12 protein-coding genes are annotated in these 13,941 nt (G+C 70.0%); 6 read left to right on the top strand and 6 right to left on the bottom strand.

Translation table 11 applies throughout. From position 1 onward, the window contains the following. Positions 1 to 485: 485 nt before the first annotated feature. Entirely contained in the window at positions 486 to 1,919 is a 1,434-nt protein-coding gene (hflX, locus tag RUR_RS10580; protein ID WP_283134791.1) for a GTPase HflX, read from the bottom strand. A gap of 86 nt (positions 1,920 to 2,005) precedes the next feature. Continuing rightward, positions 2,006 to 2,707 (bottom strand): DUF4097 family beta strand repeat-containing protein, encoded by a 702-nt coding sequence (locus RUR_RS10575; protein ID WP_283134790.1) that lies wholly within the window; start codon positions 2,705 to 2,707, stop codon positions 2,006 to 2,008. 193 nt (positions 2,708 to 2,900) lie between these two features. On the opposite strand from RUR_RS10575, the gene aceB reads away from it, so the two are divergent. From aceB to RUR_RS10545, 6 genes are all read left to right on the top strand, one after another. After that, positions 2,901 to 4,487, top strand: coding sequence for a malate synthase A (gene aceB, locus RUR_RS10570; RefSeq protein WP_283134963.1), 1,587 nt, complete (start codon positions 2,901 to 2,903; stop codon positions 4,485 to 4,487). Positions 4,488 to 4,662: 175 nt separating this feature from the next. Beyond that, positions 4,663 to 4,797 (top strand): hypothetical protein, encoded by a 135-nt coding sequence (locus RUR_RS10565; RefSeq protein ID WP_283134789.1) that lies wholly within the window; start codon positions 4,663 to 4,665, stop codon positions 4,795 to 4,797. Positions 4,798 to 4,850: 53 nt separating this feature from the next. After that, complete coding sequence (locus RUR_RS10560) at positions 4,851 to 6,299, top strand: FAD-linked oxidase C-terminal domain-containing protein (RefSeq protein ID WP_283134788.1); 1,449 nt, start codon at positions 4,851 to 4,853, stop codon at positions 6,297 to 6,299. Then, positions 6,296 to 7,522, top strand: coding sequence for an FAD-binding oxidoreductase (locus RUR_RS10555; RefSeq protein ID WP_283134787.1), 1,227 nt, complete (start codon positions 6,296 to 6,298; stop codon positions 7,520 to 7,522). The genes RUR_RS10560 and RUR_RS10555 overlap by 4 nt, the downstream gene beginning before the upstream one ends. Positions 7,523 to 7,609: 87 nt before the next feature. Then, positions 7,610 to 8,836 carry a (Fe-S)-binding protein gene (locus RUR_RS10550; RefSeq protein ID WP_283134962.1) on the top strand — a complete coding sequence of 409 codons (1,227 nt, stop codon included), beginning with the start codon at positions 7,610 to 7,612 and terminating at the stop codon, positions 8,834 to 8,836. Continuing rightward, positions 8,833 to 9,585: an IclR family transcriptional regulator gene (locus RUR_RS10545; protein ID WP_283134786.1), complete on the top strand. Its 753-nt coding sequence runs from the start codon at positions 8,833 to 8,835 to the stop codon at positions 9,583 to 9,585. Before RUR_RS10550 ends, RUR_RS10545 begins: the two co-directional genes overlap by 4 nt. Positions 9,586 to 9,680: 95 nt before the next feature. Here RUR_RS10545 and RUR_RS10540 read toward each other — a convergent pair whose 3' ends face one another. The 4 genes from RUR_RS10540 to RUR_RS10525 all read right to left on the bottom strand — a co-directional run bounded on the left by RUR_RS10540 (position 9,681) and on the right by RUR_RS10525 (position 13,920). Then, positions 9,681 to 10,403 carry an HNH endonuclease family protein gene (locus RUR_RS10540; RefSeq protein WP_283134785.1) on the bottom strand — a complete coding sequence of 241 codons (723 nt, stop codon included), beginning with the start codon at positions 10,401 to 10,403 and terminating at the stop codon, positions 9,681 to 9,683. A gap of 105 nt (positions 10,404 to 10,508) precedes the next feature. Continuing rightward, positions 10,509 to 10,883, bottom strand: a complete 375-nt coding sequence (locus tag RUR_RS10535; protein WP_283134784.1) for a phosphomannose isomerase type II C-terminal cupin domain — start codon at positions 10,881 to 10,883, stop codon at positions 10,509 to 10,511. Between the two features lie 50 nt (positions 10,884 to 10,933). Beyond that, positions 10,934 to 11,698: an SDR family NAD(P)-dependent oxidoreductase gene (locus RUR_RS10530; protein ID WP_283134783.1), complete on the bottom strand. Its 765-nt coding sequence runs from the start codon at positions 11,696 to 11,698 to the stop codon at positions 10,934 to 10,936. Between the two features lie 26 nt (positions 11,699 to 11,724). After that, positions 11,725 to 13,920 (bottom strand): tetratricopeptide repeat protein, encoded by a 2,196-nt coding sequence (locus RUR_RS10525; RefSeq protein WP_283134782.1) that lies wholly within the window; start codon positions 13,918 to 13,920, stop codon positions 11,725 to 11,727. Positions 13,921 to 13,941: the final 21 nt, after the last annotated feature.

Here is a 13,941-nt window from a genome sequence, read left to right as displayed (position 1 = left end):
GTGTCCAACACGACGTCCGGACGCCATCGGGGGTCTCCTGCTCTCATCCTCATACCGCTGCCAGGGTTGCACCGCAACCGGACGGCCGGCGGTGGGCACCACTCGATGATCGCCGTTCACGAGGCTGGCGATTTCAGTTCAGTTACGTTATTTCACAGGTCGGCTCGCTGTACAGGGTTATTGGGAAGAACGCCGGGTCCCCTCCACGACATCCGGTTCGACCTTCCCGCCCACCTACAGCGTCCTCGTTCACTCACCCGCAGGTCAAGGCCTAATTGCCGCAGCAGCCCCCTCCTGGCACGGCCATTCTCGAAGTCGCCAAAGGAAGCATCACAAATTTAACGCTATTTACCGCTAAGACTTTCCTTATCGTAGTGGTGATCACGACGGCACTCAAGGTCCGCGAAAAACACCGCAAAAGCCGCCATTGATACCGCCTCCGGCTTTTGTCCGAGTCACCGGTCCGCCTGGCCCCCGCCCCCGGGTCAGCGCGTGGCCGACGCGGGGGTCAGGAAGCCCTCCAGCTCCGCCAGCAGACTCGCCGAGACCCTGGCGTGCAGCACGGTTCCGTCGCCGTGGTGCTCGGACGAGATGATCTCACCCTCCCGGTGGACGCGTGCCACGAGGTCTCCCCGGCTGTAGGGAACCATGGCGTGGATCTCCCGTGCGGGCCTGGGCAGATCGCGCTCGATCAGCGCGAGCAGCTCCTCGACGCCCGCACCCGTCCGCGCGGAGACGACCACGCTGTGGCGCTCGCGGGAGGTGATCCGGGCGAGCACCACGGGATCCGCCGCGTCGGCCTTGTTGACCACGACGACCTCCGGGATGTCGGAGGCCTCGATCTCGGCCAGCACCTCGCGTACCGCGGCGAGCTGCAACTCCGGATCGGGGTGCGATCCGTCCACCACGTGCAGGATCAGATCGGCGTCCGCGACCTCCTCCAGCGTGGAGCGGAACGCCTCGATGAGCTGATGGGGAAGGTGCCGGACGAATCCGACGGTGTCGGCGAGGGTGAAGACCCGGCCGTCCGGCGTGCGCGCGCGCCGGACCGTCGGGTCCAGCGTCGCGAAGAGCGCGTCCTCCACCAGGACCCCCGCCCCGGTGAGCCTGTTCAGCAGCGAGGACTTGCCGGCGTTGGTGTACCCGGCGATGGCGACGGCGGGGACCTCCCGGTCCTCGCGCCGGGACCGCTTGGTCTCCCGCGAGACCGTCATCTCGGACAGCTGCCTGCGCAGCTTGGCGATCCTCGTCCGGATCCGGCGCCGATCCAGCTCGATCTTGGTCTCACCGGGACCGCGGCCACCGATACCCACACCCCCGGCGGCGCGACCGCCCACCTGGCGGGAGAGGTTCCCACCCCAGCCGCGAAGCCTGGGGAGAAGGTAGTTGAGCTGGGCCAGCTCGACCTGCGCCTTGCCCTCGCGGCTCCGCGCGTGCTGGGCGAAGATGTCGAGGATCAGCGCCGTACGGTCGATGACCTTGACCTGGGTGAGCTCCTCCAGCCGGCGTAGCTGCCCGGGGGCGAGCTCACCGTCGCAGATCACCGTGTCGGCGCCCGTCGCGATGACGATCTCACGCAGCTCTTCGGCCTTGCCCGATCCGATGTAGGTCGCCGGGTCCGGCCGCTGACGCCGCTGGATCAGCCCTTCCAGGACCTCGGACCCGGCCGTCTCGGCCAGCAGCGCGAGTTCCTGCAGCGAGTTCTCGGCGTCGCGCAGCGTCCCACCGGTCCACACGCCGACCAGGACGACCCGCTCCAACCGGAGCCGGCGGTACTCGACCTCGGTGATGTCGGTGAGTTCGGTGGAGAGCCCCGCCACCCGGCGCAACGCCCGGCGCTCGGCCAGATCCAGATCACCGTTCTCGGGGTAATCCTCATCGAGAAGGTCGTTATCAGGTACGTAAGAGTCTTTATGCATAAATGTCATCTCTATTAGGTCAACGCCTCGACGCCCCCACGTCTTCCCCCAGATGTTCCCACGGCGGGACGGCAACTCTCATCCGGTTAAACCTTAAGCAGGTTGACGTTCCCGGCCCCCGTCTGCACGCTGATCTTTCGCGGCGCGTTCGGATCCCGGTCGATGTGAACCGTCTCGCTTCCCGCGCCGGTGTGCAGCGTGACCGCGTAGGGTCCCGGAGGCAGCCGGAGCGTCCCGTCGCCGGCACCCGTCTCGACCTCCACCTGGTCGGGGGCGTCGGTGAAGGCCAGATCCACGTCACCGGCCCCGGACTCGGCCTTCGTCCGTCCGGCGACCAGCCTCACCGCGGTGATGTCGCCGGCTCCGGCCCCGATGTCGAGCGTCGCGCCGACCCCCTCCAGCCGGACGTCCCCCGCCCCGGTGCCCACTTTGACGAGCCTCATCCCCCGGGGAATCTCGACCCGGTAGTCGACACCGCAGTTCTTGATGCCGAACAGACCGCCCCCGCACGAGTAGGCGAGGGTCAGCGTCCCACCCGACACCGGGCGCTCGGTCGTCGGCCGGTCGCCTCCCCAGTAGAGCGTCTCCGTGACGGCGACGCCGGACCGATCCGACTCCACGACCGTGACGTCCCCGGCTCCCGACTGCACATCCAGTGTGTGCACCGCATCCGCGACCTGGTAGGTCTTCGTCTCCCGCGATTCGGTGCCGATGATCCCGCATCCGGCGACGGCCAGCGCCGACGCCAGGACCACGGCCGGACCGCAGACCCGTTGTGCCATTCCCATGGCAGGGAGTATCGCCTGCGGTGCGGCCCCGGTTCCTCCCCCTGGGGAGCGGTCTTCGCCCTCCCCCTCAGGGATTACCGGGACGTACCCCCGGGGAGGAGGCCAGCGTGTTGACCGAGCTCAGTCCAACAAAGTAGCGTTATTCCACAATTTGAAAGATATTTTCCACTATACGGAAAGACTGGTGAGTGTCATGCAGGGTGTCGAGATCACCGGCCCACTCCATCCGCGGTACGACGAGATCCTCACCCCGGAGGCACTCGACCTGCTGGCCCTGCTTCAGCGGGAATTCGGGGCACGCAGACAGGACCTGCTCAAGGCGCGGGAGGAGCGGCAGGCACACCTGGAGGCGGGTGGGACGCTGGACTTCCTCGACGAGACCGCCGGCATACGCGCCGACCCCTCGTGGCGGGTGGCCGAACCGGCCCCCGGCCTGGTGGACCGGCGCGTCGAGATCACCGGTCCCACCGACCGGAAGATGACCGTGAACGCCCTCAACTCGGGCGCCAAGGTCTGGCTCGCCGACTTCGAGGACGCCAACTCCCCGCTGTGGGAGAACATGGTCCAGGGGCAGCTCAACCTCCGGGACGCCCTGGACAGGACGATCGACTTCAACGTCGGCGACAAGCGGTACGCGCTCCGGCCGGACGGGGAACTGGCCGTGATCGTGGTCCGGCCGCGAGGCTGGCACCTGCCCGAGAAGCACCTCCTGGTCGACGGGGAGCCGATGTCGGGCTCCCTGTTCGACTTCGGCCTCTACTTCTTCCACTGCGCGCGGCGGCAGCTCGCCAAGGGGCGGGGCCCGTACTTCTACCTGCCGAAGATGGAGTCCCATCTGGAGGCGCGACTGTGGAACGACGTGTTCGTCCGGGCGCAGGAGGTCCTCGGCATCCCCCGCGGGACGATCCGGGCCACCGTCCTCATCGAGACCTACCCGGCCGCGTTCGAGATGGAGGAGATCCTGTACGAGCTGCGCGAGCACTCCGCGGGTCTCAACGCCGGGCGATGGGACTACCTGTTCAGCGTGATCAAGAAGTTCCGCACCCGGGGCCGTGAGTTCCTGCTGCCGGAGCGGAACTCGGTGACGATGACCGCCCCGTTCATGCGGGCCTACACCGAGCTTCTGGTCCGGACCTGCCACCGGCGCGGTGCCCACGCCATCGGGGGCATGGCGGCCTTCATCCCCTCCCGGCGGGACCCGTCGGTCAACACGGTCGCCCTGGAGAAGGTCCGCGGCGACAAGACCCGGGAGTCGGGCGACGGCTTCGACGGCTCGTGGGTGGCCCACCCCGACCTGGTGCCGGTCTGCCGCGAGGTCTTCGACTCCGTGCTCGGGGGCAGGCCGAACCAGCTGGACCGCCTGCGCGAGGACGTGAGCGTCTCGGCCGCCGACCTCCTCTCGGTCGCCAAGACCCCCGGCGAGATCACCGAGGCGGGCCTGCGCGGCAACGTGGACGTCGCCCTCCGCTACCTCGCCGCCTGGATGGCGGGGAACGGCGCCGTCGCCATCCACAACCTCATGGAGGACGCCGCCACCGCGGAGATCTCCCGATCCCAGATCTGGCAGTGGACCCACAACGCGGTGAAACTCTCCGACGGGACGACCGTGACCAAGGAACTGGTTGAGCGGATCATCGCCGAGGAGCTCGCCGGAATCGCGGCCGAACCGGGTTACGACGAGGCGCTGTACGGGCAAGCCGTGACGCTCTTCACGAAGGTCGCCCTCGACGACGACTTCGCGGAGTTCCTCACGCTCCCCGCGTACGCCGCCATGACGTGAACGCCAAGACGGTCCTGATCCGTCCTCGGACGGATCAGGATTCCGTACGGCTCTCGAGGGCCAAGCATGAAGACCCTCCGAATGTTATCGAGACTAGTTTCGAAATATTGAGCTCTATTTCGAAAGCTGATGAACACCTTGACAGCACCGAACGCCAAGTGGCTACTCTGCGTGTATGGCCACTGACCGCATTCCGCCGATCGTCGACGTCACGGTCGTCAGGAACCCGCACGCCGGTTCACCCGGCTGGCGCGTCGCGGCTCCGGGGTCCGCCGTCCGCACCGGACGCCTGCGACCGGCGGACATCTGAAGCGGCCGACCGAACGGGCACGACGGTGACGACACCGCGGAAAGGATGACACGATGGCCGATCGACTGGGTGAGCTCGCGCGGCGGTTCACGGGGTTGCTCGGCTCCGACAGCGTGATCACCGACCCGGTGCGACTGCGCACCTACGAATGCGACGGCCTGACCGTCCATCGGACGACCCCGGGCCTGGTCGTCCTGCCGACGACGGCCGAGCAGATAGCCGCCGTCGTCACCGAATGCGTCCGGACCCGGACCCCCTACGTCGCCCGCGGCTCGGGGACCGGGCTCTCCGGGGGCGCCCTGCCCCGCGGTGACGGGGTCCTCATCGTGACCACACGCATGCGCCGCGTCCTGGAGATCGACGTGGTCGGGCGGCGAGCCGTCGTCGAACCCGGCGTCACCAACCTCGCGATCACCCAGGCCGCCTTGCCCCACGGCTACTACTACGCCCCCGATCCCTCCAGCCAGCAGGTCTGCTCCATCGGCGGCAACCTGGCCGAGAACTCCGGCGGCGCCCACTGCCTGAAGTACGGGTTCACCGTCAACCACGTCCTCGCCGCGGAGATCGTCACCCCCGACGGGGAGATCGTCACGCTGGACGCCCTGGATCCGGGGTACGACCTGCTCGGCGCGTTCGTCGGGTCCGAAGGCACCCTCGGCATCGCCACCAAGACGACGGTCCGGCTGACCCGCTTGCCGGAGAAGGTCAAGACCCTGCTGGCGGCGTTCGAGAGCACCGAGGCGGGCGGGCGCGCGGTCTCCGCCGTCATCGGGGCGGGGATCGTCCCCGCCGCGATCGAGATGATGGACGCGCTCGCGATCGAAGCCGCCGAAGCCTCGGTGCGCTGTGAGTATCCCCCAGGTGCCGGGGCCGTGCTCATCGTCGAGCTGGACGGCCCCGAAGAGGAGGTGGCCGCCGAGTACGCGCAGGTGGTGGATCTCTGCTCCGAGGCCTTCGAGATCCGGATCGCCGCGGACGACGTGGAACGGGCGGCGATCTGGAAGGGCCGCAAATCGGCGTTCGCGGCGGTCGGAAGGATCAGCCCCGCCTACATCGTGCAGGACGGGGTGGTTCCGCGCACCGCCCTGCCGGAGGTGCTCGCCAGGATCGACGCCCTCTCCGCGGAGTACGGCTGCCGCGTGGCGAACGTGTTCCACGCCGGAGACGGCAACCTCCACCCGCTCGTCCTGTTCGACGACGCCGACCCCCGGGCCGGAGCCCGCGCGGAGGAGCTTTCCGGGGCGATCCTCGACCTCTGCGTCCGGCACGGCGGGTCCATCACCGGCGAGCACGGGGTCGGAGTGGACAAATCCCGCTACATGCCGAGGATGTTCTCCGAGGACGACCTGGACGCGATGCATCGGCTCCGCTGTGCCTTCGACCCGTGGAACCTGTGCAACCCGGGCAAGATATTTCCAACCCCACGGCTCTGCGGTGAGGTACCGGGGGTCAGACGCGGCGTCCATCCCCTCGTCGCGTCGGGAGAGGCGGAGCTGTGGTGACCGCGGACCGCGGCCTGTTCGCCGCGCTCTCCCGAGTGTGCCCCGACGTCCGCGAGGCCACCGAGGACGACGCGATCACGGGTGTCATCCCGTCCTGGACGGCGGCGCCGGCCACGGCGGCCGAAGCAGCGGCCCTCATGCGCCTGGCCGCCCATCACGATCTGGCGGTCACGGCACGCGGGGCCGGCACCAAACTGGACTGGGGGAATCCGCCGCGCCGGGCCGACCTCCTCGTCGACCTGGGAAACCTCGACGGAATCCTGGAACATCAAGCCGGTGACCTGGTCGTCCGGGTCCAGCCGGGGGTACGGCTGGACCCGCTGGCCCGAATCCTCGCGGAGCAGGGACAGCAGCTCGCCCTCGACGACCCGGTGGGCGGCGCCACCGTCGGCGGCACGATCTCCACCGCGGTCTGCGGACCGCGCCGACTCCGGTACGGCGCCCCGCGGGATCTGCTCATCGGCGTCACGACCGTCCTCGCCGACGGCACGATCACCCGCTCCGGCGGCAAGGTGATCAAGAACGTCGCGGGATACGACCTGGGCAAGCTGTTCACCGGCGCCTTCGGCACCCTGGGCCTGGTCGTCGAGGCCGTCTTCCGGCTCCACCCGCTCCCCGCCGCATGTGCCTGGCTCATCCTGAATCCCGCCGACCGGGCCACCGCCGTGTCGGCCATGCGGACCCTGCTGCACTCGCAGGCGGCACCGAGCGCGATCGAGTGGGACTCCGCCCAGGGGCCGCCCGAGGTGGCGGCGCTCTTCGAAGGCGGCGCCGCGGAGAGCCGTGCGGCGGCGCTGCGGCGGTCGCTCGGCGACGGCCGGACGTCGGACCGGCCGCCACCCTGGTGGGGCACCCACCCCGACGGCACGCTGATCGAGGTCCGGTTCCCGGTCGGGCGGTTCTCGGAGGTGCTCGGCGAGATCGACGAGGCCGCCCGCGACCATGCGGTGGCCGCTCGGACACGCGGCGGGTTCGGACTGCTCCACGTGGGGGTTTCCGAGGATCCCGCCGACGCCCCGGACACCGCCGCGTTCATCATGAGAATCCGTGGGAACCTCGCCGCCTTGGGCGGGGTGGTGATCGTGCGGCGGGCGGCGGGCGCCGTACGCGATCGAGTCGACGTCTGGGGACCCGGCGGTGCGGTACGGCTGATGCGCCGGGTCAAGGAGCGCTTCGACCCCCAGGGTCTCCTCTCCCCGGGTCGGCTTGTGGGGGGTGTGTGACTTGGCAGGTGTGCGAACAGCGGCATGTGAACAGGCCGTGTGTGAACAAGCCGTGTGCGAACAGGAGGTGTGTGAGCGGTGAGCGGCATAGACCCCGAACTCATCGACGACTGTGTGCACTGCGGTTTCTGTCTGCCGGCCTGCCCCACGTATCTGCTGTGGGGTGAGGAGATGGACTCACCCCGCGGCCGGATCAACCTGATGGAGCAGCACGTCGGCGGTGTCCCGATCACCCCGGAGATGGCGGGGCACTTCGACGCCTGCCTCGGCTGTATGGCGTGCGTACCGGTCTGTCCCTCAGGGGTGCGATACGACCTACTGATCGAGCAGACCAGGGCCGAGGTGGAGAGGTCGTACCGGCGACCGCCGTGGGAGCGGGCGCTGCGCACGCTCGTCTTCCACCTCTTCCCCTACCCCCGGCGGCTGCGCCTGCTGCGCGGGCCGCTCCGCCTCTATCAGCACCCCGGGCTCAGGCGGCGGATCCGTCCCCTCCTCCCCGCGCCGGTGGCCGCGATGTCCGAGCTCGTGCCGCCGATCCGGCCTAGGATCCGGCTCCCCCGGGTGGTCCGGGCACGCGGCGAGCGCCGGGCGGTCGTCGGGATGCTCACCGGATGCGTCCAGGACGCCTTCTTCGCCGAGGTGAACTCGGCGACGGCGCGGGTGCTCGCGATGGAGGGCTGCGATGTGATCATCCCCGGAGCGCAGGGCTGCTGCGGCGCGCTCTCCGAACACTCCGGCAGAGCCGAGGAGGCGGCCCGGTTCTCGGACCGGCTCGGCGAGGTGTTCACCCGGGCCGGGGTGGACGCGGTGGTGGTCAACGCGGCCGGCTGCGGGTCGTCCCTCAAGGAGGGTTCCCCGCTCCGGGAAAGGGCGGCCCCCCTCGCCTTCCACGACCTCACGGAGTTCCTCATGGAGCTCGGTCCACGGGCCGAACGCCACCCGCTCCCCCTGAGCGTCGCCTACCACGACGCGTGTCACCTCGCCCACGCGCAGGGGATCACCGCTCAGCCGCGGACGCTGCTCCGGCAGATCCCCGGGCTCACCCTCCGCGAGATACCCTCGGGACAGACGTGCTGCGGCTCGGCCGGTACCTATAACCTGTTCCAGCCCGATGCGGCGCGGGAGCTCGGCGACCTCAAGGCCGCCAATGTGCGGTCCACCGGCGTCGATCTCCTCGTCTCGGGCAACCCGGGCTGCTCCCTGCAGATCGCCTCCGCCCTCTCCCGGGCCGGGGTGCGTCTCCCGGTCGCCCACACGGCGCAGGTCCTGGACGCCTCGCTGCGGGGTCTGTCGCGAAAGGCGTTGCGTGCATGAGCGAGTCAGGCGTTCAATCCGTCGAACGGGCCCTCGACATCCTGGAGGCCCTCGCCGACCACGGCGGCGAAGGCGGGGTGTCGGAGATCGCCGCGCGGACCGGGCTCCCCTACGGCACGATCCACCGGTTGCTGCGGACGCTTCTCCGCCGTGGTTACGTCCGCCAGGAGGCCGACCGCAGGTACGCCCTCGGCGGCTCGCTGCTCAGGGTCGGCGGCGCGGCGGAGCGCATGGTCGGGTTGTGGGCCCGCCCCTACCTCTCCCGTGTCGTCGAGCTGACCGGTGAAACCGCCAACCTCGCGGTGCTCGAAGGCGACTTCGTGGTCTACGTGGCCCAGGTGGCCTCCCCCAGAAAGCTGCGGATGTTCGCGGAGGTGGGCCGCCGGGTGCTGCCGCACTGCACGGCGGTCGGCAAAGTGCTCCTGGCCGACCGGGCCGCCGAGGAGGCCGCGGCGATCCTGACCAGGGCCGGGCTGCCCAGGCGCACCGCGAACACGATCGTCGACCTCGATGTCATGCTCGCCGAACTCACCGTCGTAAGGGACCGGGGCTTCGGGCTCGACCTCGGGGAGGAGGAGATCGGCGTGCACTGCCTCGCCGTACCCGTCCGTGACGGCGACCGGGTCGTCGCGGCGCTCTCCGTTTCCGGCCCCGCCGAACGGGTCGACACCGTCGGCCCCGCCGAGCTCGCCTCCGGCATGCGCGAAATCGCCGACGAACTCGGCAAGGAGGTCTTCGCCGGGAAGTAAGGAAGTCTTCGCCGGGAAGTGCCGCCTCCTAGCCCACCGCGCCAATCACGTGAGGTCGGGCCAATCGCGTGAGGTCAGTCACTCGCCCTGTTCGATCACTCGCCCTGTTCGGAGACGGGGAGCCGCTCCTTGGGGCAGTCGCGCAGGATCGCGGCCATCGCCTCCCGCTCGGCGGAGGTGACCCAGAGGTCGTACTTCTCCTTGACCGCGATCTGCCTGGCCACGTATGGGCAGCGGTAGCCCTTCCTGGGCGGCAGCCAGCTGGCGGCGTCACTGGCCTGTTTCCGGTTGTTGAGGGCGCCGTCCACCGCGAGCAGGTTGAGGGGGTCGTTGGCGAACTCCTTCCTGCGGTCGGCGGACCACCGCTGGGCGCCTTTCTGCCAGGCGTCGGCGAGCGCCACCACATGATCGATCTGCACCGCCGTACTGGTGTGCTGCCCGCGTACGAAGTCGATGACCCGGTCGCTGTACGGGTCGCGGAAGGTACCGCTGATCACGACACAGTCGCGGGTGCCGGCGCGGAACCTCTCCCCTTCCAGGTCGCGTTTGAGGATGTCGTTGCGGGTGTCGCAGCCGTTGCGGTCCACATCCGCCCAGGCCGGGCCGAATTCGTCCCGGTCGTAGCCGGTCATGGGTGCCCGGCCTTTGACGTCAAGGCCCTGCAGCGCTTTGACCGCCGTGCCCGCGACGACCCGGCCGGTGCCCGGCTCGTCCGGGGACGGTTCCGCCCCGATGACGGCCGTGCATCCGGTCAGGGCCGTCGCGGTGACGACGCCGCCCACGACCATGCCCGCGACCCGTGCCCGCAGCCCGTACAACCGGCACCCATCCCGCTCGCGAAAAACCTAGCGATATTCGTTATTCACCGTAAATCATCTTTTACACGTGCGCGATGAGAGATCTCCCCGACGGGCGGTCGCCGATCAGGAACGACCGTAGACATCCGCCAGCCGCTCGATGTCCTCCTCGTCGAAGTGCCCGAAGGCGATCTCCAGCACGCGCACCGCCGGTCCGAGCGATCCGAGCCGATGGGTCTGACCGGCCCGGATCAGCAGCCGGTCCCCCACGTCGGGCTCCACCCTGTCCCCGTCCACCTCGAAGACCGCACCGGGGTCTAGGGCAACCCAGAGCTCGTCGCGGAAGACATGGCGTTGCAGGCTGAGCTGCTGGCCGGGCGCCACATGGATGATCTTCACGGTACTCGGCTCGTTGACGGTGAAGCGCTCGAAGCGGCCCCACGGCCGCTCCTCGTCGAGCACCTCCCCCAGCCGGTCGGTCTTCACCAACTCGCCCCCCATCGGTCCATCCATGATGTGAACGGCCTCTCTCATCGGGAAAGCCGACGACACTAGGTGATCAGAATTCCGCCGTCAACGGGGAGCACCGCGCCGGTGACGTAGGAACCCGCCTCGCTCGCCAGGAAGACGGCCGCGGCCACCAGCTCGTACGGGTCCCCGGCACGGCCGGCGAGCACCCGGGTCTCCAGCTGCCTCTCGAGATAGCCAGGCCGGTAGCCCTCGGTCATCTCGGTGTGGAAGAACCCCGGTTCCAGACAGTTCACCCGGATGCCGAGCCGAGCCGTCCACTGCTGCGCCAGGTCCCGGGTAAGCCCGTTGAGCGCCGCCTTCGAGGCGCTGTAGGCCGCCTGCGGAAGGCCGACCGTGGTCTCGGCGAGCACACTGCCGATGTTCACGATCGACGAGCCGGGTTTCATGACCCGGGCACAGGCCTGCGCCATCAGATACGCCCCGTGCAGGTTGACGTCGATCACCTGGCGAAACTGCTCGGGAGTCTCCCGCAGCGCCGGTACCGCGGTGCCGATCCCGGCATTGTTGATCAAAACGTCGACCCTGCCGTACTCGGCCATCGCCGCCTCGACCAGACCACGGCAGGAACCGGGATCGGTCACGTCGGCGGCCGTCGCGACGCACCGCCGCCCCGTCTCCTCGACCAGGCTCTTCGTCTCCGCCAGCCGATCGAGACGCCTGGCCCCGATCGCGACGTCCGCGCCCGCCTCCGCGAACCCCCGGGCGAAGGCCACACCCAGTCCTGAGGAGGCCCCCGTCACGATGACGACCCGGCCGTCGAGCCGAAATCGGGCGAGCAGCGACATGAAACCTCCCCAGGACGGGACGACGCCTAGAGGCCGTACTCCTTGACGATCCGCTCGTGCCGCTCGACCTCGATCTCAGCCGCCTTGGCCAGGTCGAGCCAGGCCAGCGGATGCACCCACCGCTCGGTCACGTCGTCGAGGAGCGCGTCCACCTCCTGGGGGGTGACCGCGGGCGGGACGGCGACCCAGCCGTAGATCCCGGGAAGCCGCTCACCGGTCCCCGGGTGGGTGACCGTGTAGTTCTCATCGCTGTAGACCCACATCGGCCAGTCCCGCTCGGCGAGGACCTGGCTGAACTCCTCCCAGGCGCGCTCGTCCGGCGCGGCCCCGTCGAAGAACCAGCTCATGTAGCCGCCAGGCTGAAGCAGCGTCACCGCGGCGAAGGGGACCATCCACGACTGGCGCTCCTCCTCGCTCTCCGGCATCGGCTCCAGCGGCTGCGGGTCGACCACCACGACGTCCCCGGCGTTGAAGTCCGAGCCCGTCGGCTGCGGCATGAGCAGGCGGGCCGTCGCGGGGCCGGTCCGCTGGGCGATGATCTCCCGCGTGGTGCCGTCCGCGGCCGGGAGCAGCACCCGGGCGAGGTGCCACCGCTCCTCGATGGGCCCTTCCTCGGTGGAGAGCGCGGGGAGGTCGAGCCGCGCGGCTCCGGCCCGTACCAGCTCCCAGTCCTTGGCGGCGGTGGCGAAGACGACCATCCGCCAGACGTCCTCCGCCTCACCGCCTCCGTCGGCGGTGAGCTCCTTGAGCAGGCCCGCGGCGGTGGTGTAGTCGTCGAGCTGCTGCGCGGCGACGGCGGCGAGCCTTCTGGCGTCCGCCGAGGCGGGCTCGGCCTCGATCACCTTGGCGGCCTCCGCGGCACACTCCTCCCAGCGCTCCCGAGCCTGGTGGAGCCGGGCGAGGGTCATGTGACCCGCCGCCGTGGGGAGCATGCCGACCAGCTGAAGCACCCGCTCGTCGTCACCGGCCTCGATCAGCAGCCCGGCGAGGGTCGCCGAGGCGTCGTCGGCCGCCGGCGCCTTGACCACCTGGTCCCAGAGCAGGTCCGCCCCGGAGCGCGGGAACCCGAGGAAGCCCATCGTGGTGACGAGCCGCTGTGTGACCTCCGGATTGACCCCGTGGGCGGGGAGCAGCCAGGCGACCCACTGCTCGGGGTCGGCGGTGCCGACGTCCGCGGCGTCGAAGTAGGCGGCCAGCTCGTCGTCCGGGCCCGGCGCCGGGGCACCGGCCACCTTGCCGGCCGCGGAGCGCAGCGCCGCGACCCGGTCCAGCAGCCCGTCCCGGTCGTGGAGGCCGTCGAGCGAGGCCTCGGCGAGGTCGGCGAGCTGCCGGGCCATCCAGGCCGATTTGCGGGAGACCGCCAGGTCACCGGCGACCAGGGCGAGCTCGACCCGGGTCCGGAACGCGCCCACGGACTCGAAGTACTCGATCCAGCCGCGGAGCACCCGGCCCAGCTGCCAGCTGTTGACGACCTGGTCGGCCTTGCCGACGAGCTCGGAGACCGCGGTGGACCAGCCGAGCCAGTGCCGGGGGGTCTCGCCGATCTCGTCGAGGCCGGGGAGCGCGTCACCGGCCTCCTCATGCCTGCCGAGCCGGGCGAGGACCCGAGCCCGCATGATCCCCGCGGCGCGGTCGTCCTCCAGGGCCACGTCGAGGGCGATCAACGCCTCCTCGTTGCGGCCGAGGTCGAAGAGAGCGCGCGCGCCGACCACGCCGACCCCGACGAGCTGCAGCGCCTCCTCGGGGGACCCGGCGTCCAGCAGCGCGGTGGCCAGCTCCTGGTTGAGCGCCTCGGTCCACGGGCCGGCGTCGCCGTCCAACGCCCCGGTGATCAGGGCGATCCGGTCCTCGGCGTATCCGGGACCGTCGATGTTGGCCTGACACAGGGCGAGGTCCACGATCGAACAGGCCGCGTCGGGACAGTCCTCGACGCCTTTGGCGAACTCCCGGAGGCCGATCGCGTCCTGGAGTGCGCTCGCACCCTGCATGCGGCTGCCGAGCCGCCCCTGCAGATGCCAGTGCCGTGCGTACAGCTCCACCCAAGGGAGACCGAGCTCCTGTCCGCGCATCGCCACGGCGGGAGCCATGACGTCGAGCTGCGCGTACCTGCCCTCCTGTGCCTGAGCGGGCAATTCGCCCAGGGCGAAGGCCATCCCGCCCTCGCCGGAGTCGTGTAGTTGCCGCTGGGTGTCGCCGACCCAGGCCCAGATGTCCACGTCCATGGTTGGCCAGTCTGCCAGCTC

Origin of the sequence: Rhizohabitans arisaemae (assembly GCF_025996515.1) — a bacterium.
Classification (GTDB): domain Bacteria; phylum Actinomycetota; class Actinomycetes; order Streptosporangiales; family Streptosporangiaceae; genus Rhizohabitans; species Rhizohabitans arisaemae.
This window is presented reverse-complemented; position numbering and strand designations above follow the sequence as displayed.